The sequence below is a fragment of the Pseudomonas eucalypticola genome (genome assembly GCF_013374995.1).
Lineage (GTDB): Bacteria > Pseudomonadota > Gammaproteobacteria > Pseudomonadales > Pseudomonadaceae > Aquipseudomonas > Aquipseudomonas eucalypticola.
The window spans coordinates 4,643,639-4,663,218 of record NZ_CP056030.1 but is presented as its reverse complement, the minus strand read 5'-3'; the positions used below and the strand labels follow the sequence as shown (position 1 = coordinate 4,663,218).

The 19,580-nt window shown below is 58.0% G+C and carries 19 protein-coding genes and 1 pseudogene; 14 read left to right on the top strand and 6 right to left on the bottom strand.

Annotated elements, in window-relative coordinates; translation table 11 throughout:
* The first annotated feature begins 13 nt into the window (after positions 1-13).
* On the top strand, positions 14-997 hold the full coding sequence (locus HWQ56_RS20700; RefSeq protein ID WP_176571665.1) for a S49 family peptidase: 984 nt from the start codon (positions 14-16) through the stop codon (positions 995-997).
* Between the two features lie 80 nt (positions 998-1,077).
* Here HWQ56_RS20700 and HWQ56_RS20695 read toward each other — a convergent pair whose 3' ends face one another.
* A complete protein-coding gene (locus HWQ56_RS20695) occupies positions 1,078-1,656 on the bottom strand; it encodes a Maf family protein (protein WP_158155991.1) in 579 nt (192 codons plus the stop codon).
* Between the two features lie 94 nt (positions 1,657-1,750).
* On the opposite strand from HWQ56_RS20695, the gene HWQ56_RS20690 reads away from it, so the two are divergent.
* The 11 genes and pseudogenes from HWQ56_RS20690 (at position 1,751) to HWQ56_RS29145 (ending at position 11,543) form a co-directional block, all read left to right on the top strand.
* Positions 1,751-2,278, top strand: coding sequence for a YceD family protein (locus HWQ56_RS20690; RefSeq protein ID WP_158155984.1), 528 nt, complete (start codon positions 1,751-1,753; stop codon positions 2,276-2,278).
* A 13-nt stretch (positions 2,279-2,291) separates the two neighbouring features.
* On the top strand, positions 2,292-2,474 hold the full coding sequence (rpmF, locus tag HWQ56_RS20685) for a 50S ribosomal protein L32 (protein ID WP_008375086.1): 183 nt from the start codon (positions 2,292-2,294) through the stop codon (positions 2,472-2,474).
* A gap of 3 nt (positions 2,475-2,477) precedes the next feature.
* Complete coding sequence (gene plsX, locus HWQ56_RS20680; protein WP_176571664.1) at positions 2,478-3,488, top strand: phosphate acyltransferase PlsX; 1,011 nt, start codon at positions 2,478-2,480, stop codon at positions 3,486-3,488.
* A gap of 127 nt (positions 3,489-3,615) precedes the next feature.
* Positions 3,616-4,554 (top strand): ACP S-malonyltransferase, encoded by a 939-nt coding sequence (gene fabD, locus HWQ56_RS20675; RefSeq protein ID WP_158155982.1) that lies wholly within the window; start codon positions 3,616-3,618, stop codon positions 4,552-4,554.
* Positions 4,555-4,574: 20 nt separating this feature from the next.
* On the top strand, positions 4,575-5,315 hold the full coding sequence (gene fabG / locus HWQ56_RS20670) for a 3-oxoacyl-ACP reductase FabG (protein WP_027977471.1): 741 nt from the start codon (positions 4,575-4,577) through the stop codon (positions 5,313-5,315).
* A 197-nt stretch (positions 5,316-5,512) separates the two neighbouring features.
* Entirely contained in the window at positions 5,513-5,749 is a 237-nt protein-coding gene (acpP, locus tag HWQ56_RS20665) for an acyl carrier protein (RefSeq protein ID WP_003175607.1), read from the top strand.
* A 111-nt stretch (positions 5,750-5,860) separates the two neighbouring features.
* Positions 5,861-7,105 carry a beta-ketoacyl-ACP synthase II gene (gene fabF, locus HWQ56_RS20660; protein ID WP_158155981.1) on the top strand — a complete coding sequence of 415 codons (1,245 nt, stop codon included), beginning with the start codon at positions 5,861-5,863 and terminating at the stop codon, positions 7,103-7,105.
* Positions 7,105-7,920, top strand: a complete 816-nt coding sequence (pabC, locus tag HWQ56_RS20655) for an aminodeoxychorismate lyase (RefSeq protein WP_176571663.1) — start codon at positions 7,105-7,107, stop codon at positions 7,918-7,920. The genes fabF and pabC overlap by 1 nt, the downstream gene beginning before the upstream one ends.
* 3 nt (positions 7,921-7,923) lie before the next feature.
* Positions 7,924-9,087 (top strand): endolytic transglycosylase MltG, encoded by a 1,164-nt coding sequence (gene mltG / locus HWQ56_RS20650; RefSeq protein ID WP_176571662.1) that lies wholly within the window; start codon positions 7,924-7,926, stop codon positions 9,085-9,087.
* Positions 9,084-9,383 (top strand): annotated as a pseudogene (gene tmk / locus HWQ56_RS20645) (dTMP kinase); the annotation flags it as partial. The gene mltG and the pseudogene tmk, both read left to right, overlap by 4 nt.
* A 1,323-nt stretch (positions 9,384-10,706) precedes the next feature.
* A complete protein-coding gene (locus tag HWQ56_RS29145; protein ID WP_245217791.1) occupies positions 10,707-11,543 on the top strand; it encodes a hypothetical protein in 837 nt (278 codons plus the stop codon).
* A gap of 682 nt (positions 11,544-12,225) precedes the next feature.
* Here HWQ56_RS29145 and HWQ56_RS20630 read toward each other — a convergent pair.
* Positions 12,226-12,531: a hypothetical protein gene (locus HWQ56_RS20630; protein WP_176571661.1), complete on the bottom strand. Its 306-nt coding sequence runs from the start codon at positions 12,529-12,531 to the stop codon at positions 12,226-12,228.
* Between the two features lie 134 nt (positions 12,532-12,665).
* Here HWQ56_RS20630 and HWQ56_RS20625 point away from each other — a divergent pair, with 134 nt between their 5' ends.
* A complete protein-coding gene (locus HWQ56_RS20625; RefSeq protein WP_176571660.1) occupies positions 12,666-13,208 on the top strand; it encodes a GNAT family N-acetyltransferase in 543 nt (180 codons plus the stop codon).
* Positions 13,209-13,307: 99 nt separating this feature from the next.
* Here the strand turns inward: HWQ56_RS20625 and HWQ56_RS20620 are convergent, their stop codons facing one another.
* The 4 genes from HWQ56_RS20620 to HWQ56_RS29140 all read right to left on the bottom strand — a co-directional run bounded on the left by HWQ56_RS20620 (position 13,308) and on the right by HWQ56_RS29140 (position 18,080).
* A complete protein-coding gene (locus HWQ56_RS20620) occupies positions 13,308-15,923 on the bottom strand; it encodes an NERD domain-containing protein (protein ID WP_176571659.1) in 2,616 nt (871 codons plus the stop codon).
* 91 nt (positions 15,924-16,014) lie between these two features.
* Positions 16,015-16,560 (bottom strand): hypothetical protein, encoded by a 546-nt coding sequence (locus HWQ56_RS20615; protein WP_209008732.1) that lies wholly within the window; start codon positions 16,558-16,560, stop codon positions 16,015-16,017.
* Positions 16,561-16,625: 65 nt separating this feature from the next.
* A complete protein-coding gene (locus tag HWQ56_RS20610) occupies positions 16,626-17,822 on the bottom strand; it encodes an IS256 family transposase (protein ID WP_060501916.1) in 1,197 nt (398 codons plus the stop codon).
* A 123-nt stretch (positions 17,823-17,945) separates the two neighbouring features.
* Entirely contained in the window at positions 17,946-18,080 is a 135-nt protein-coding gene (locus tag HWQ56_RS29140; RefSeq protein ID WP_245217790.1) for a DUF5710 domain-containing protein, read from the bottom strand.
* A gap of 392 nt (positions 18,081-18,472) precedes the next feature.
* Here HWQ56_RS29140 and HWQ56_RS20605 point away from each other — a divergent pair, with 392 nt between their 5' ends.
* A complete protein-coding gene (locus HWQ56_RS20605) occupies positions 18,473-19,441 on the top strand; it encodes a hypothetical protein (RefSeq protein ID WP_176571658.1) in 969 nt (322 codons plus the stop codon).
* The last annotated feature ends 139 nt before the right edge of the window (positions 19,442-19,580 follow it).

Below are 19,580 nucleotides of genomic sequence, written 5' to 3'. Positions count from 1 at the left end.
AGGGAACTGAACGATGTCTGATGAATGGAAAGCGCCCGACGCCGAAAAGCGCAGCGACGACAAAAGCTGGCAACTGCTGGAGCGAACCCTGCAGGCCAACGTGATCGAACACCGGCGCACCCGGCGCTGGGGCATTTTCTTCAAGCTGCTGACCTTCATTTACCTGTTCTTCGCCCTGGCCATGTTCACGCCCCTGATGGACATGGAAAAGAGTGCGACCCGTGGTGACCACTACACGGCGCTGATCGAAGTGCGCGGCATGATCGCCGACCAGGAGCCCGCCAGCGCCGATAACATCATTGGCAGCCTGCGTGCGGCCTTCAAGGACCCCAAGGTCAAGGCCGTGGTGCTGCGCATCAACAGCCCGGGCGGCAGTCCTGTGCAGGCTGGTTACGTGGTCGATGAGATTCGTCGCCTGCGCAAGGAACATCCCGATACCAAGCTGTATGCGGTGATCAGTGATCTGGGGGCGTCCGGTGCCTACTATATTGCCAGCGCCGCCGACCAGATCTACGCCGACAAGGCCAGCCTGGTGGGGTCCATCGGGGTCACGGCAGCCGGCTACGGCTTCGTCGGCACCATGGAGAAGCTGGGGGTGGAGCGGCGTGCGTACACCTCCGGTGAGCACAAGTCGTTCCTCGACCCCTTCCAGCCGGCCAAGCCGGATGAGACGAAGTTCTGGCAAGGGGTGCTGGACACCACGCACAACCAGTTCATCAGCGTGGTCAAGCAGGGCCGTGGTGACCGCTTGAAGGACAAGGAACATCCGGAGCTGTTCTCCGGCTTGATCTGGTCCGGTGAGCAGGCGCTGCCGCTCGGGCTGATCGATGGGCTGGGCAACGCCAGTTCCGTGGCGCGTGACGTTGTGGGCGAGAAAGAGCTGGTCGACTTCACCGTCGAAGACTCGGCGCTTGATCGTTTTTCCAAGAAGCTGGGGGCCAGCGTGGCCGAGAAGCTGGCGATCTACATGGGCTTCAACGGCCCGTCCCTGCGCTGACCGAATGGTTGGGGGCATTGCCCCAGTGGGGCCGAACGTCGTCCGGTCCCACTGGGGCGGGCCCGTGCATTCACTGGGGGTCAGGGCACCTGCACCCCTTCCTGCAGCAGCATGTCCACCAGGCGAATCAACGGCAGCCCCACCAGGCTTGTCGCGTCCGGCCCGTGGGTGCTTTGAAACAGGCTCACGCCCAGCCCCTCTGCCTTGAAGCTGCCTGCGCAGTCATAAGGCTGCTCGGCCCTCAGGTAGCGCTGGATGGTCGCCAGGTCCAGTTCGCGCATGTGCACGGTAAAAGGGATGCAATCGACCTGGCACCGCCCTGTGGTGGCGTCGAGCAGGGCCAGCCCGGTGAGGAAGGTCACGCTGGTGCCGCTGGCTTCCAGCAGCTGCGTGCAGGCGTTGTCGAAGGTGTGGGGCTTGCCCAGAATCTGCTCGCCCAGCACGGCCACCTGGTCGGAGCCTATGATGAGGTGCCCCGGGTGGCTCTCGGCCAGGGCGCGGGCTTTCTGCTCGGCCAGGCGCTTGACCAGGGTTTCGGCGGGCTCTTCCGGCAACCGGCTTTCGTCGATGTCGGGCGACGCGCAGGTGAACGGCAGGCGCAGGCGGGCCAGCAATTCCCGGCGGTACGACGAGCTTGAAGCGAGTAGCAAGGGCTGCATGGCGGTCTCCTGAGGATGAACGGTCATTCTATCATTGCCTTGAGGCCTAATTTCCTTTGACAGGGGAGGGGGTCGTCCCTAGAATGCTGCGCCTATGTTGAATGACCCGATTCCACCTCACGTTGACCCGCGCAAATTGGCCGATCGTGGCGTAACCCTAGAAGGTTCGCTGCCATTATCCGATTTGGAGAGACTCTGCGACCCGCTTTCCGATAACGTCGGTACGGTGCAGGCTAAATTCGTTTTCGAACGAGACGAGCGAAAGGCAGTGGTTATCCACAGCCATCTCGACGTCGAAGTCAAGATGGTTTGCCAGCGTTGTCTTGAGCTGGTGACCCTGCCGATCCACAGCGAGTGCAGTTACGCTGTGGTGAAGGAGGGTGCGAACACCCAGTCGTTACCGAAAGGTTATGACGTGCTGGAACTGGGCGAAGATCCTTTGGATCTGCAGGCATTGATCGAGGAGGAGCTTCTGCTCGCCTTGCCCATTGTGCCTGCTCATCATCCGGAAGAATGCCAGCAGCCGGCGGGCGCAGATGAGCCCGAGCCGAGCGAGGACGAGGTAACGCGGTCCAACCCGTTCAGTGTATTGGCGCAGTTAAAGCGTGACCCAAACGTTTAGGAGTTAATCAATTATGGCTGTTCAGCAGAACAAAAAATCCCGCTCTGCCCGTGACATGCGCCGTTCGCACGACGCCCTGTCGGCTAGCACCCTGTCGGTCGAAAAGACCACCGGTGAAGTACACCTGCGTCACCACGTATCGCCAGAAGGCGTATACCGTGGCCGTAAAGTGATCGACAAGGGCGCTGACGAGTAATCCTTGTCCGCTCAAGTCATCGCGATTGACGCAATGGGCGGGGACTTCGGTCCCCGCAGCATTGTCCAGGCCAGCCTCGCCTGCCTGTCTGCTACCCCCTCGCTGTACCTGACCCTCGTCGGTCACCCACTCCTTCTAGAAGAACTGATCGCCAGCCAGCCCGGTGCGGATCGCTCGCGCCTGCAGATCGTGGCGGCCAGCGAAGTCATCGGCATGGACGAACGGCCTTCCCAGGCGTTGCGGGGCAAGCCGGACTCTTCCATGCGCGTGGCGCTGGAGTTGTTGCGTGACGGCAAGGTTCAGGCCTGTGTGAGTGCCGGCAACACCGGTGCGCTGATGGCGTTGTCGCGCCATGTGCTCAAGACGCTGCCGGGTATCGATCGGCCGGCCATGGTGGCGGCCATCCCCACCCAGGCGGGCACGTGCCAGTTGCTGGACCTGGGTGCCAACGTCGATTGCAGCGCCGACAACCTGTTCCAGTTCGCGGTGATGGGCTCGGTGGCGGCCCAGGCGCTGGGCGTCGTGCGCCCGCGCGTGGCGCTGTTGAACGTGGGCACCGAGGACATCAAGGGCAACCAGCAGGTCAAGCTGGCGGCCAGCCTGCTCCAGGGTGCCAAGGGCTTGAACTACATCGGCTTCATCGAAGGTGATGGGTTGTACCGCGGCGAAGCGGACGTGGTGGTGTGTGACGGTTTCGTCGGCAATATCCTGCTCAAGTCCAGCGAAGGCCTGGCCACCATGATCAGTGCGCGCATCGAGGCATTGTTCCGCCACACTCTCATGTCTCGCGCCGTGGGCGCCTTGGCGTTGCCGTTGCTCAAGCGCTTGCAGGCTGACCTGGCGCCGGCCCGTCACAACGGTGCCAGCTTTCTCGGCTTGCAGGGCATCGTGGTGAAAAGCCACGGGGCCGCGGGGGTCCAGGGCTTTCAGAGCGCCATTTCCCGCGCACTGGCCGAAATCCAGGAAAACCTTCCCCAGCGCCTTCACGGGCGGTTGGAGGAGCTGTTGCTTTAGGCATATCCGCCAAGGAGTGCTTAAATGTGACCACCCGGTTCTATCTGTCATCCAACTGTCAGTTTCTTGCGTTCAACTTCGGTTGCACGTCAATTCTCCGACGACAAGATCATTAAGGGCTTGTTAAATGTCTGCATCCCTCGCATTTGTCTTTCCAGGGCAAGGTTCCCAGTCCCTGGGCATGCTCGCCGAGCTGGGCGCCCAATACCCGCTGGTGCTGGAAACGTTCAAGGAAGCTTCCGACGCGCTGGGTTACGACCTGTGGGCGCTGATTCAGCAAGGCCCGGTCGAAAGCCTCAACCAGACTGACAAGACCCAGCCGGCCATTCTGGCGGCCTCGGTCGCCTTGTGGCGCCTGTGGCTGGCCGAAGGCGGCGAGCGCCCGGCCTTCGTCGCCGGCCATAGCCTGGGCGAATACAGCGCCCTGGTGGCGGCGGGCTGCCTGGGCCTGGGCGACGCGGTCAAGCTGGTGGAGCGCCGCGGCCAACTGATGCAGGAAGCCGTGCCGGCCGGTCAAGGTGCCATGGCCGCCATCCTGGGCCTGGACGACGCCGTGGTGGTCAACGCCTGCGCCGAAGCGGCCCAGGGCGAAGTGGTCAGTGCAGTGAACTTCAACTCCCCTGGCCAGGTGGTGATTGCCGGCGCGAAAGCGGCCGTGGAACGCGCCATCGAGCTGTGCAAAGCCGCCGGTGCCAAGCGTGCCATGCCGCTGCCGGTCAGCGTGCCGTCGCACTGCGCGCTGATGAAGCCGGCTGCCGAGCGGTTCGCCGAATCCATCAACGCCATCGACTGGCAGGCGCCGCAGATCCCGGTGGTGCAGAACGTCAGCGCCGCCGTGCCTGCCGACCTCGACACCCTCAAGCGTGACCTGCTGGAACAGCTGTACAAGCCGGTTCGCTGGGTCGAGTCCGTGCAGTTCCTGGCCGCCAACGGTGCGCCACGCCTGGTCGAATGCGGCCCGGGCAAGGTCCTGGCTGGCCTGAACAAGCGCTGCGCCGACGGCGTGAGCACTGAAAACCTGAATACCCCAGACGCCTTCGCCGCCGCCCGTGCGGCGCAGGCCTGATACAGATAGGAGAAGCCTGCATGAGCCTGCAAGGTAAAGTCGCACTGGTTACCGGCGCAAGCCGTGGCATTGGCCAGGCCATCGCCCTGGAACTGGGCCGCATGGGCGCTACCGTCATCGGTACCGCCACCTCGGCTTCCGGTGCCGAGCGCATCGCCGCCACCCTCAAGGAAAACGGCGTGCAGGGCACCGGCCTTGAGCTGAACGTGACCAGCGACGAATCCGTCGCCGCCGTTCTGGCCGCCATCACCGAACAATTCGGTGCGCCCACCATTCTGGTCAACAACGCCGGCATCACCCGCGACAATCTGATGCTGCGCATGAAGGACGACGAGTGGCATGATGTCATCGACACCAACCTCAACAGCCTGTACCGGCTGTCCAAGGGCGTGCTGCGCGGCATGACCAAGGCTCGTTGGGGTCGTATCATCAGCATTGGCTCGGTCGTCGGCGCCATGGGCAACGTCGGCCAGGTGAACTACGCTGCTGCCAAGGCGGGCCTGGAGGGCTTCAGCCGTGCGCTGGCCCGTGAAGTCGGCTCGCGTGCGATCACGGTCAACTCGGTGGCCCCAGGCTTCATCGACACCGACATGACCCGTGAGCTGCCTGAAGCGCAGCGTGAAGCCTTGCAGACCCAGATTCCCCTGGGTCGCTTGGGCCAGGCCGAAGAAATCGCGAAAGTGGTGGCTTTCCTGGCCTCGGAAGGTGCAGCCTATGTCACCGGTGCTACTATCCCGGTGAACGGCGGCATGTACATGTAAGTGAAATGTGACGGATTGCTTCAAAAAAATGTCATACGTGCTGTCTAAAATCCGTTATAAAGCTGCAACCAAATTCTAGACAGCGGGCAGGTGTGATCAGGTGGTGACGCTTTCAGCTTGAAATGCCGAAGCCTTCCTATAAACTTACACACCGGCCAGCTGCCTGACTTATGTCCATTTAGGAGTGAAAACAAGGTATGAGCACCATCGAAGAACGCGTCAAGAAAATCGTCGCCGAGCAACTGGGCGTTAAAGAAGAAGAAGTGGTGAACACTGCTTCCTTCGTTGAAGATCTGGGTGCCGATTCCCTTGACACCGTTGAGCTGGTGATGGCTCTGGAAGAGGAATTCGAGACTGAAATCCCTGACGAAGAAGCTGAGAAAATCACTACTGTTCAAGCCGCTATCGATTACGTCACCAGCCACCAGGCTTAAGACTGTGTAATCGCAGCTTCTTGTCATGGAAAAACCGCACTGCCATTGCTGGCGTGCGGTTTTTTCTTTAGATGAGATGTAAAGAGTTGTTCCTAGAATAAGGAGAGCGCTGTGTCGCGTAGACGCGTCGTGGTCACCGGTATGGGTATGCTGTCGCCACTGGGCACGGATGTGCCGAGCAGTTGGCAGGGCATTCTGGCTGGCCGCAGTGGCATTGGTCTGATCGAGCATACCGACCTTTCTGCCTACTCCACCCGTTTTGGCGGCTCGGTCAAAGGCTTCAACGTCGAGGAGTACCTGTCGGTCAAGGAAGCCCGCAAGCTCGACCTGTTCATTCAGTACGGCCTGGCGGCCGGTTTTCAAGCCGTACGTAACGCCGGCCTGGAAGTGACCGATGCCAACCGTGAGCGCATTGGCGTGGCCATGGGCTCGGGTATCGGCGGGCTGACCAACATCGAAGAAACCTGCAAGATCCTGCATGCCTCCGGGCCGCGGCGGATTTCGCCGTTCTTCGTGCCAGGTTCGATCATCAACATGATTTCCGGTTTCCTGTCCATCCACTTGGGTGTGCAGGGGCCTAACTACGCCATCGCCACCGCGTGCACCACCGGTACCCACTGCATCGGCATGGCCGCGCGCAATATCGCCTATGGCGAAGCCGACGTGATGATCGCCGGTGGCGCCGAGATGGCGGCCTGCGGCCTGGGCATGGGCGGCTTCGGCGCCTCTCGCGCCTTGTCCACCCGCAATGACGAGCCTACCCGGGCCAGCCGTCCGTGGGACAAGGGCCGTGATGGCTTCGTACTGTCCGACGGCGCGGGTGCGCTGGTGCTCGAAGAACTGGAGCACGCCAAGGCCCGCGGCGCGACCATTTATGCCGAGCTGGTCGGTTTCGGCATGAGCGGTGATGCGTTCCACATGACCTCGCCACCCGAAGACGGCGCCGGTGCGGCCCGCTGCATGGCCAACGCCCTGCGCGACGCCAGCGTCAATGCCAGCGACGTGCAGTACATCAACGCCCACGGTACCTCGACCTCGGCCGGTGACCTGGCGGAAGCGTCGGCGATCAAGTCGGTGTTCGGCGATCACGCCTATCAGCTGGCGGTCAGCTCGACCAAATCGATGACCGGCCACCTGCTGGGTGCTGCGGGCGCGGTGGAAGCGATCTTCAGTGTCCTGGCCATCAACAGCCAGGTGGCGCCGCCCACCATCAACCTCGACGAGCCCGACGAAGGCTGCGACCTGGACTTCGTCCCGCATCAGGCGCGCAACATGCCCATCGATGTGGTGCTGTCCAACTCGTTCGGCTTTGGTGGTACCAACGGCTCGCTGGTGTTCCGCCGGTTCAACGGTTGATGTTCAGTTGGGTCGACGGCCAGCCGGCCGACACCCTCGCGGTGAAAAACCGGGGCCTGGCCTACGGCGATGGGGTGTTCGAGACCATTGCCGTGAAGGCCGGCCGGCCCACGTTGCTGGCGCGTCACCTGCATCGCCTGGTGGAGGGGGGCGCCCGGTTGTCCATCGGCGTCGATGCACAGCTGGTGGAGCGCGAGCTGCTGGCTGCCGCCGCGCTATTGGGGGAGGGCGTGCTCAAGCTCGTCATCACCCGTGGTGACAGCCAGCGCGGCTATGCCGCCGACCCGCTGGCGGCCCCCCGGCGCCTGGTGCTGGCCAACGCGCCGGCGGCCTACCCGGTTTCCCATGCCCAGCAGGGTGTTCGCCTGTTCGACTGCCAGACCCGCCTGGCCGAACAGCCCTTGCTCGCCGGCCTCAAGCACCTCAACCGCCTGGAGCAGGTGCTGGCCCGCAGCGAGTGGAGCAGCCCCGATTATGCCGAAGGCCTGATGCGCGACACCTCCGGTCGGTTGGTCGAAGGGGTCTTCAGCAACCTGTTTCTGGTGCGCGATGGCCACTTGCTGACCGCCGACCTGAGCCGTTGTGGCGTGGCGGGCGTCATGCGTGCCGAGCTGCTGGCCCAGGCAGAACGCCTGGGCATCCAGGTGCAGGTACGTGATCTGTGGCTGGCCGACCTCGAAGGCGCCGACGAAGTCTTCGTCTGCAACAGCGTGTACGGTATCTGGCCTGTGTATGCTTTTGTTTCCCTGAACTGGTCTGCCGGGCCGCTCACCCGTAAACTGCAGAGCCTTGCCCGCGCAGTATTGGATGTGTGATTCGTGAGACGTAAATTCTTGGTGCTGCTGGAAACCCTGGTGATTCTGGCAGGCCTTACCTTGGCTGTCGCTGCCTGGAAAGTGCACAGCGCACTTGAGCAAACCCTGAACGTCAGCCAGGAAGAGCTGCTGGATGTGCCCGCCGGCTCCACGCCGACCGGGACCTTCAATCGCATGCAGGCCAAGGGCACGTTGCGCGATGCCCTGTGGCTGCGCCTGTACTGGCGGTTCAACCTGGCCGGGCAGCCGCTGCACAGCGGCGAATACCGCCTGACGCCCGGCATGACCTTGCAAGACCTGCTGGGCGTGTGGAAGCGTGGCGAAGTGGTGCAGTACAACCTGACCTTGGTCGAAGGCTGGAATTTCCGCCAGGTGCGGGCCGCCCTGGACAAGCAGGAAAAACTCAAGCACACCCTGGCCGGGCTCAGCGACGCCGAAGTGATGACACGCCTTGGCCACGAGGGCGTGTTCCCGGAAGGGCGCTTCTTCCCGGACACCTACAAGTACGTGCGCGGCGTCACCGATGCCGACCTGCTGGGCCAGGCCTACAGCCGCCTGGACGAAGTGCTGGCCAAGGAGTGGACCGACCGCGCCGCCGATGCTCCGTACACCGAACCCTACCAGGCGCTGATCATGGCCTCCCTGGTGGAGAAGGAAACCGGCGTGCCCCAGGAGCGCGCCGAGATCGCCGGCGTGTTCGTGCGCCGCCTGCAATCCGGCATGCTGCTGCAGACCGACCCTACCGTGATCTATGGCATGGGCGAGCGCTATACCGGCAAGCTCACCCGTGCCGACCTGCACGAGGCGACGCCCTACAACACCTACACCAACGCCGGCCTGCCACCGACGCCCATCGCCATGGTCGGCCGCGAGGCACTGCACGCGGCGCTGAACCCGGCCAGCGGCACCAGCCTGTATTTCGTCGCCCGGGGTGATGGCAGCCACGTATTCTCCGACGACCTGGAAGACCACAACAACGCGGTGCGCGAGTTCCAGCTCAAGCGTCGCGCCGACTACCGCTCCAGCCCCGCGCCCGTGCCATTGCCGGCACCGCAGCCAGGCCAGGAGCCGGGCAGCCAACCGCCGGCGGTGCCAGCGGCCAGCCCCGACACGGCCACGGACACCCCCGCCGATGCGCCCCATGATTCTCAGAAGGACAGCCAGTGACCGGTTTATTCATCACCCTTGAAGGGCCCGAAGGCGCGGGCAAGAGCACCAACCGCGAGTACCTGGCCGAACGCCTGCGGGCCAACGGGCTGGACGTGGTGCTGACCCGCGAGCCCGGCGGCACGCCCTTGGCCGAGCGCATTCGCGAACTGCTGCTGGCGCCCAGCGACGAAGCCATGCACGCCGACACCGAGCTGCTGTTGGTGTTCGCCGCCCGCGCCCAGCACCTGAGCGAAGTGATTCGCCCGGCCCTGGCACGCGGCGCGGTGGTGCTGTGCGACCGTTTCACCCAAAGTTTAGATTTGTTCGGAAACTCGCGTAAACCTAGCCAGAAAAACGGCCATCTCCCCCTGGTCGCATGATCAGCCTGTAAATACGGGCCTTTAGGCGCTTGCTCTACAGGTTTTTTGGCGTCCTGACGGGATGGTTTTCAGAAAAATGTAAACCAATCTTGCGCCTCAGAAAAGCACGGGTAGTTTGGAAACGGATTTTGTACAAGTTTTTTTCCGACCGCTCGTCCGTTATCTCGTCGAAATGTAAACCCCCGCGTCCTGTCGTCAAATCGGCGACGCTCAGGCTGCTAACGCGCCGTCCTATCTGAATTTTCGAGCCACCGAGCAGCCCTCAGAGATCCTTTGAAAATATATCCGACGAACGGATTCTGATGCCCGAGTCTCTGACGAAGCGCTCAGCTCGCCCCGCAACTGTTTCAATGGCAATTCTCAAGGCGCAGCCTTTCCTAAGCAAAGGCAGAGGACAGGGGCGCCGTATGGTGCTCCGTCGACGTAGGCGCTTCCTGGCTGGATGAAATGATACGTAATTGAACGAACCCTCCGAAATTCGGCAATCGCTTAGCCGGACCGTAAACGAATATTTCCGTTAACCTCCGACGTTAACGATAAAACACGTTTACGATCTCGCCCTTCCGCCGTGAGCGTACGGGTTTGTCTGGCAGCAATGGCGTCATCGTTCTGCGAAGCATGTTGGCCAACGGGTTTTTCAGGCAGGAGAGATGGCAAATTTCCAAGAGTACTAATGTACTCTTTATGCTCGGTTCAAGCCCAACCGGGTGAACGAAGCTCGGAGGATCTTCCTGTAGGGGACTTCAGTGCCTGGCTTCTCGGGCAGCGTTCGGACGACATTGGCCCTACCCAGGCTGAACCCTTCTGTTCGGCTAATAGCCTTGGAGCGTTCACACGTTTTTTACAGCGTTTCTGGCGCTCATCTAGGGTGATCACCTCTTCCATAGTGGATGAGCCCGCCATCTCCTTTCATAGCTCGTTCCTACTGGCCATATCGCTCTCGTCGAACCAAGTCGGCCCTTCCATGCCTGCACCCGAAGGCCTTGTTCAGTTACAGGCGCAATGGTCCGTGCTAGGGCCTCTCTGTGTTGCGTGGATGATGTGTTATCCCAGAAAATTGTGATGCTGTAGGGGGAGGCGAAAAAAGGACCAGCAGAGGCCGCAGGTGAGCGTGGTGATTGGTGATTGAGTTCCACGCCATACCACATGGCCTGCTGTGCGATGAGTGCCCAACCAGGGCGCCTATGAGTGAGCCCGACAACCTGCCGCCGTACAGAGCCCGATAGATCACACCGGTTTTTCCAGGAAAGCAGTTTCATGCCGAGTAAGCAGTTAGAGCGTCTGATGGTTTCGGAAATTGATAGGATTGACGCTATTTTCAATGATCCCACTACCTACCAAAGAAACAGGATTGACTATCCGGAGATCGAATTTCCCGGGCTTGCGGTTGTGGTATCCCGCACAGTGGCGCTGAGGCGCGAAGTCCTTGCCTGGCTCGTAGCCAAGACCCTGAGGAATATCAGCTATTTTGATGATGCTGATAAGGGTAAAGCGACAGTGGTTATCGCCAACCACAATCCTGCTGTTCTGGTGAGGCAGTTACTGGCCTTACTCGGGCGCCTGGATTTTTCCACTGTCGATCAGGTGGTTATCTCGGATGATGATTGGCCGAAGCTGACCAGTGCAGTAAATCTCCTGGATGGGCATGAGGGTTCTGCTGAGGATCTGGTCGATGGCGAGCCGCCTTTCTCTCCAGACCCTGAAGCAAGATTGAAGTGGAGAAACGGTGCGATTGGCTTAGCTGAGCTGAAAGAGATAATTACCGCACAGCTGCCTGGCTCCAGCGTGGTGGTGGAGAATTATCATCTGATCATGGATGTGGCGAATAGCGCCGACGCGCTTCGAGACCTGCGAAATACGGCTGCTGAGGCGGGAGTTTATCTGTACATCGGCGGTGGGATGACTCATTGGCATGAGGTTCGGGAAAAGCGCTCCGTGTACCTATCAGATTTGGCCGAGTCGCTTGCTGAAGCGGCGAACATTGCGGACCTGATCACCATCGTTTATCCAGGTTCTGGCGAGAATCAGGTGTGCGTGTTCGATCCGAGATACACCGCGCCATACCGGGAGGCATTTTCTCTGCCAGATTTGTGATGCGTTCACATGTGTCGGTCGAAGGGGAGCTGTTAGACCGATCATGCCAGCCAAGGGTGGGCGAGGGGGAGACTTGAATCCAGCTTTGCCAAGCGCGTGCCGCGAAGTAGCCAGTGGGTGGTTGTAGAAAGCAACGGTTCGTGAGGTGTCAATGAGGGCCAGGGGATGGATGATCGGTATCGAGGTTGGCAGCCGCTAATCGACCAAATGCGTGCGGCCTGTACAGCACATGGCGTGCAGGTTCATATGAGGCCGAAAAATGGATACCTGGCTGTTGAGTTGCTGGCGCATGCCCCTCAAGAGCTTCAAGCGCTGGCAGAACTGGTAGAACAGCGCTCGGACCGTACATGCCAATTGTGCGGTGCTGAGCATGCAGTGGAGGCTTCTATGGAGGGCAGCGACTGGATCATGAAGCTATGTCCAGTATGCCAGTCTGCTCTTCAGAGCGAGCCGCTGTGCGGAGGTCATCAGAGGGTGTAGCTCGCCGGGCCCTGATGACATCCTCTGCTGGTCAGGAGAATTTTGTATACCCGTTGCCGGAGCTGCTTCGCAGAAGAGGCCAGGTGGGTTGGGCGTGGCCTCTTTGTGATCATGGTCATGCCTTGTGCAGGTCGGCGGACGGGGTTGCTCACATCGGAACCCCTCATGGACTCCTGAGGGCCCAAAGGCATCGGCGGGCGCGTCACTGATACTTGCTGCGTGATGCCACCAGCACATCAAGGCGCTTAAAGATCAGATGCAGGTCCGCAGCCGCGTAGCGCTTCTGTATCTTGCCGTATTGCGACATTTCATCGTTCGGAACCCCGATATAGTCGAGGCCCAGCGCTCTGGCCGCATTCCCTGCGTTTGTCGGGTGTAAAGCATGCCCGTAGAGGGCGCTGTAGCGCTCCACGATTTCCGTGGCACTCAATGACTCCTCATGCGGGCCTATCGCCCTAACCATCGCTGAGCCGGTCGCAGGCGCCTTTTTATCGTCGTGTCTCATCATGTTCCGGGTACAAGTCCATCAGCGGATTCCGAAGTGGAAGGCATGCCGGATTCGGAAAAACCTTAGTTTTGAGTGCGGCCACTGGCCTCGGCGACTTTTACCTCATGCGCTTATGTCGGTGATGCAAAGTCGAGATGGGCTGCGAGGCAACAGGGCGTGCCAGACTTGGATGTTTCCGCGTAGCCCAGCAAACAGCTAGCTATCAGTGGCAGTGTGATGCGACGCTATTATTTGGAATTGATCATGCAGCTTGTGAGGACGTGACAGTGCTGACCACAACCGAAATATTTGCCTCTGGAGAGCTGCATGACCTCTGCCTCCGCGAGCGGTATCTCCGAGGATATATCCCTAAGACGCGGTCTTTCGTGGTCTTACGGAACGGTGTGGAAGCAGGGTTGCTCATCTACGAACATGGAGAAGCGTCAGAAGGCTACATTTACGAGATTTTCGTCCTTCCCGAAGCCAGGAGTGGAGGGGTAGGAGCGTGGGTGCTTGCACAGGCCGAGCGCATTGCATCTGAGCTTGGATGCACGAGCGTCAAACTGACGGCGAGATCCTTGGATCGAGAGCAGTGTACTGATGAGGCCCTGATCGCATGGTACGAGCGCAAGGGGTTCGTCCGGTGCGATCCAGATAGCTCAGACTTGACCAAGAGCCTTTCGCACCCCTTTGAGTGATGGCGCTGCTGACCAAGGGTATTGGAGCGACACTGGCTTGGGCCAGGTCGAAAGTTTCCAGGGGGCGCCATATCCAGCATGGCATGCGACTCGACGGGCTTATCCGCCCCCCACAATGCTCGTAGGGCCTGGTTCGATTTGATCGCTGCCTGCAACGTCCTTATCTATACCCTTTTCTCCAGTGGCCGTATCGCTCCCGTCTGACTGGTTGCTCCACGGCACAGGGGCCTCGTCGTCCTCCACTGGCGAGTAAAAGCCTTTGCTGATCTTCTTCATGTAGCCTTTCGAATAGAACGTGCCCATCGCATTAGCGAAAAATTTCCTCCACTCGGTTGAAGAGATGGATTTGAGCCCGTTGAAGCGATCATAGAGTTCATCCGCGAGGGCGTTAGCCTCCATCACTGCTCCAAGTCTGGCGGTGGCAATTCTTACCTGAACGAAAATATACGCGATCAAGTAGAATCTACGTCCGCCTGGAAGCTGAACTTTTAGCACGTTTGAGCGTTTCTTGTTGCGTTCGGCACGGTATAGCGCAGCGGCGGCGGCAATGTTTAGCGGCAGATCAGGTTGCAGTTCACGGATGCGATCTTTCGCCAGCTCTCCGGACACGACGCCATCCATCAGTTTGATCTCACCTATTATGGACTGCTCTGGAAAGGGCGACCTATCTGCTTTTTTTTCACAAAGTGCACAGCTACGCCTGCTATCGAAAGAATGCGGTGTTAAAGCTTCGCATTTTTTGCATGCATGAAAGTCTTGCGTTTTTGCCAGATAAGAATCTGGGGAATCTATAGGGTCTGGCGATAATGAATCAATCTGAGCTAGGTGTAGGTAGGATTTTGAGCCTTTCAGCCAATAAAAAATGGGCTGAGTTAGGTTGTGCACCAGATGAGCGATCCACATTTCCACTATGGGCTGGTCGTCGTCAATCTCAATGAGCCAGGCTTGCCAAGATTTGGCCCAAGAGATATTAATGCTGACGCAATTTAGTGAAATCCTTTCTGTGGTGAGCGCAATTCTGTTATGTATAAACAGTTTTTCCTGCTCCTCCTCCAGGATTTTTAGATTTTCAGGAACGCATTTCAGTCGACGTCTAAAGATCTCGTCGTCGGACCAGTTGTCACTGCTTGAGTTATAGATGGCTATGCATTTTGAGGTCGCCCGAGAGTAGGCACTAAACAATTCAGCGGTACCAAGCAGCTCCGCGCCAAGAATCAAGATGATAGGCGCTTCTAAGCCACGGAATTTCGTGATGGTTTCGCAACGTGGCTTCTCTCTTACCAAATACTCAATGTATTGTCTTGAGAGGAACCTTGGAATCAAAATTACGATGTCTTGAGGCCGGACTCCGTTGTTGATGAGCTTTTGCCCGATCTGAGATATTTTCAGGCATGGATCTGCGGTAATTATTTCAACGGCGGTGTCATGCTCCAATACCCGAGGGGTCGAGTGCTGGAGTTTGGGTGGCACCGCTTCTTCGAGAATGTTTGTGACTGCCTTTGGCATCCGCATGATGATGGTGAGTGGGAACGGATCAACGCCAAGCAGCTCGCTGAGACCTTTCAACGGGATGTTGTCTCGCTCGTACGGGAAGACCTGCGTCTCGTCGCAGAAAAACGCCTTGGGCTTATCTTGGAACCACTTGGTAAGGGTTTCGCACCAAGATGGGAGGAGGGCTTGAGACTCGTCGACGAGCAGGGCGCTGTAAGCGGCCATACGACCTTCCTCAATAGCGTCGTTAAGATCGAGCACGCATTGCTGCCTGTACCAGTCGTCTTCTTTGCCTGGCTCGCTGGTGCGGCCTAAAGCGTGGCGCGCCTGGCCACATAGACCGTGCCAGGTCACTACATCGCAGCCTTTTGAATCAGCAAGCTGGGTGCGTACATACTCCGTGAGCTTGTTGTTGAACGAAACCACCAGCACCTTTTGCTTCTGGGCGGCTAGTCGCCGTGCAGTTTCGATCACGATTAGCGTTTTCCCGGTTCCGGGCCAGCCGGTCACCAGCGAGGTTTGGCTATTCATCACCCTGGTTACAACTGTGCTCTGCTCTCCGGTCAGCTGGAGCCACTGTTTGTTGTCGAAGATGATGCGGCTGGCCCAGCACCGCCTGCCATCGATTTCTGGCGTGAGGTATTCAATGACGCGAGCGGCGCGAGACTCCCCTAAATCCGAGTTACCCAAGGCGACTTTCCAATAGTCCATCAAGTCTATGATCCGCTGCGTAACGTTCGGCATCTCGCGATAGTCGATGTAGAGCGGTTGTTGGGGACCGGATGTCGTGTCGTACATGCCAGGCGCGATTGCCTTTCCTGCGAAATCGGAGTCCGGGAAAATAAATCCGTATCCGATCCGGAGGTGCAGTGCCGGATCTGACCCTAACCATCTGGCGATTCCATGCACGTTGTTGCGAGTTTGACCGATAGGATCTATCGAGTAGTGATTCTTGAGATGCACGAACTCGTTATTTTTGACACCGTATCTGCCGCTCTTCACTTCGAGCACGAGCAGCCCTTTCTCCGGATGGATGATCAAGAAGTCAATCTCACCGGTTGGTTTTGCCCGAGGATCGACTTTTCTCACTGCGGAGGAGAGCCATGGAAGGCTATGAATGACAACGTAGTCGTCCGGTAGCTCCGCTTTGAGGATGGTGTAAAGATCTCGCTCACCTTTGCTCTCGGTTCCACGAGGTCCGTTATCCGGGATCATCCTTGCCATCGATACAGCGCCTTCTGCTTACGGGGCCCAATACCACAGGCGGACCTGAATCTCGTCAAGTCGTCGGCCAGTGCGGGTTTTGATTGGGTAATTAGGGTTGTTCGCGCACCTGCATCCAATCGAAGAAATCTTCAGTGGAATAGCCAACGCTACAGTTTGCCTCGAACCGCTCATTGATTTTGATCAGTGTCATCCGCTGAGCCTCGTGAGGGGCGGTCGGGAAGAAGGCCCCCCCTGGCTCGCTATGCATGAAGAAATCCCCGAGCTTTGCACCGCAGTGCTCGCAATGGTTCATCCAGTAACGGCTTCCTACAGTCTTGCTGTATGCCAGTTTGAATTTGTCAGTAAAGCGCTGGATCTGCTTCGTGACCGATGGGGAGAGGCTGTCGACGTTGGATACCGTTCCGCGATGCCCACGAAGCTTCCACTCTCCGAGATTGCTGGTGAGTGCGAAATCTTCGTCCTCATCGATGTAGTAGTCGAACTCCTCGTGTTGCTCGGGCAGCTTGAACGAGAAAACGCGGGTCAGGTTCGAGCAGCCCCAGCAGCTCGAAATCGACTCGATGACGTAGTAATAGGGCGCTCTTATGTAGAATTCTGGACCGTGTTCCAGATCGGCTTCTTGGGTGACTGGCAACCATCGGGGATCGTGTCCCAGGAAGTGGTGTAACTCATCGCGGTTCTGGCCACAGAGCTTGCCGTTTAGTTGATCACGGCCGACAGCTTGGCCTGTGGATTATCGCTGACTGCCTCAAAGGCCTCCAACTGCATATAACGCCGTTGCAGGCACCACTCGTCGTTCTGCTCCAACAGCATCGCGCCTACCAGCCGTGTGATCGCCGGATCGTTGGGAAAGATACCCACGACATCGGTGCGGCGCTTGATCTCGGCATTGAGCCGCTCCAGTGGATTGGTGCTGTGCAACTGCTGCCGGTGCGCCTTGGGAAACGCCATGTGCGCCAGCACTTCATCCTCGCAGCCGTCCATGAGCGTTGCGATCTTGGGGTACTTTTCGCGCAGTTGATCGGCGACCAGGCGCCACTGCTGATGGCATTCGGTACGGCTGTCTTGGGCGAAAACCGTACGCAGGAGCGCCGCCACCATGGTGCGTTGCCCCTTGCCGACATGGGCCATGGCGTTGCGCATGAAGTGCACGCGGCAACGCTGCCAAGTCGCGTTGAAGACCTTGGAAACAGCGGCCTTGAGCCCTTCGTGGGCGTCAGAGATGACCAGCTTTACGCCACGCAGGCCACGCCGCATAAGGCTTCGCAGGAAGTCTGTCCAGAACGGCTCGGCTTCCGAAGGGCCAACCCGCATGCCCAGGACTTCGCGGCCACCATCGGTGTTCACGGCCACGGCGATTATGACGGCGACCGAGACGATGCGCCCGGCCTCCCGCACCTTGACGTAAGTAGCATCGATCCAGAGATAGGGCCAGTCGCCTTCAAGTGGGCGATCAAGGAAGGCGTGGACCCGCTCATCAATCTCGCCAGCCAGCCGTGACACCTGGCTCTTGGAGATGCCGGTCATGCCCATGGCTTTGACCAGCTCGTCCACTGAACGCGTTGAAACACCCTGGATATAGGCCTCCTGGATCACCGCCGCCATAGCCTTCTCGGCAGTACGGCGTGGCTCTAGAAAGCCGGGGAAATAGCTACCCTGACGCAGTTTCGGGATCTTTAGGTCGACATCGCCAGCGCGGGTTTGCCAGAGGCGATCACGGTAGCCGTTGCGGCTGTTCGTCCGGTCTGGGCTTTTGACATCGAAGCCGGCGCCGCACAGGCCTTCGACGTCGAACTCCATCATGCGCTGGGCAACGAACTGGATCATTTGCTTGAGCAGATCAGCATCTGCCCCTTTCTCAACCAACTCGGTCAATGCGATAGTGGGCTTGGTCATCGTGGTTTCTCTGGTGAAGGTTAAGTCCGCAAACTCAACGTTAGCCAAAAACCACGATGACCAACCTCTTTCGCCCGCAGGGCGCCTTCGATTGGTTTAGTTACACCACTTCCTGGGACACGATCACCATCGGGTCAACGAGCCGATCTCTACGCCTTCGGGGATGTACCAGGTCTTTTGGGACGGGTCCCATCGCGCACCGAGTGATTTCGCCTCATCCTTCTCTGAGAATTGGACAGCGAGATTGATCCTTTCCATGTCTGTATCCATACGTGTTGATCGTCGGTAAGCGCAGAAGCCCATGCCAGAGCCTTCTGGTGTTGCCTGAGGGCTCAGTATCCCAGAAAATCATTCTGTAGGTAGAGGACACCCCGTGTCAGAGAATGGAAGGGTAAGAGTCGTACGCGAGGGGTGGTGCATGGTTTCCAGTGATGCCTCTAGCCCGGTGCGCGGAAAGTAGTCAGTTGGTGTGCTAGTTGTGAAATATTTCATGTGTAAGGTTGGGTTGGGTTGGTTTTGGCAGAAAACTGATAGCTGGGCATGCATGGCCTGCCAGCGATCTAGTTGGGACTGGAATTTAGGATTACGTATAGTGAGCACGGATAACGATATTGGTAAAACTGTGAGCTGCCCATGGTGGCTCCAAGATAATGAGTTATCGCTATTTAGATGCGTTTGATAAAATTTTATGGGGCTTAAGTATGAGTGTGCCTAGGAATTACTATCTTAAAGGCGTGGTGGATGATAGCAAGCCAGGGTTCATCGAGACGCTATATCTCAGGGGGATTTTAAATGAGCCAGAAGTTCTTGCGTCACATACTCTCAATCCAGAGGAGGTTCGGACAATTGTTGAGCGCCTCTACTGGACGTCAATTGATGGGCGTGCTGATTATAATTTAGGGGAGCAGAGTGATGAGGTGATCCTCAGCTATTCTTTCTCAAGCTTTTGGAACGCAATAACTGATTCTTTTTCAATTGCTCAGTACTCCGAAGATTACTCAATAAAGCTTCGCATGGATTTGATGAAGAAGCTACGGATGGAAGAGTTGAAATTTCCGCATTTAGTTAAGATTCGTCTTGCTATGCATAGTTTGGGAGACGAATTCTCTAAGGTGAAAATTCCATCGCATGATGGAAAGTTTGACTCATTTGAATGTCGTGCTGAAATCATTGCTCATGCGACCTATATTCAGGGCATGCTGTATAAAATTATTGATGATAGCCGGAAAGCGACGCCAAAACCGCTTGGTGAACTGACCTATCACGAAATGATAAAGTTCTGTGCAGATAATGTTCTTTTAGATAAGAAGTTGTTAAGTCTAGTTCGTCGTCTTACGGACCTCAGAAATGATGCGGCCCACCAGTTTTCATTTGGGAAGGTTTCTGGTGGTGATGATTGTTTAAGTGTGGAGCCAGTCAGCACCAAGTTAATGGATGGTATCGAGATTTTCGTGGCGAGCTGTGAACGAAGGTATAAACTCAAAGCTGGTCGTATTAACCGATTCAGAAATAGCGTTAGGGTGCTGGCTGGAGAAATAAATAAAGATGCAAAATTGGCTATGCATATAGTTTTGGGCAAGCAGTATCCTTCGCAGCTCTCAACATATTTCTATGGCTAGGCTCGTTGCTTTTGATTTAATGGAGTTGTCGCATGGCTGCAAAGTTATGCGACAAAATTTAGATCTATTTATATCAGTGCTTCTAGTGTCGCGCTAGTTTGTCGCAAATTATGTTAAGCTTGGAATATAATTTGCGACG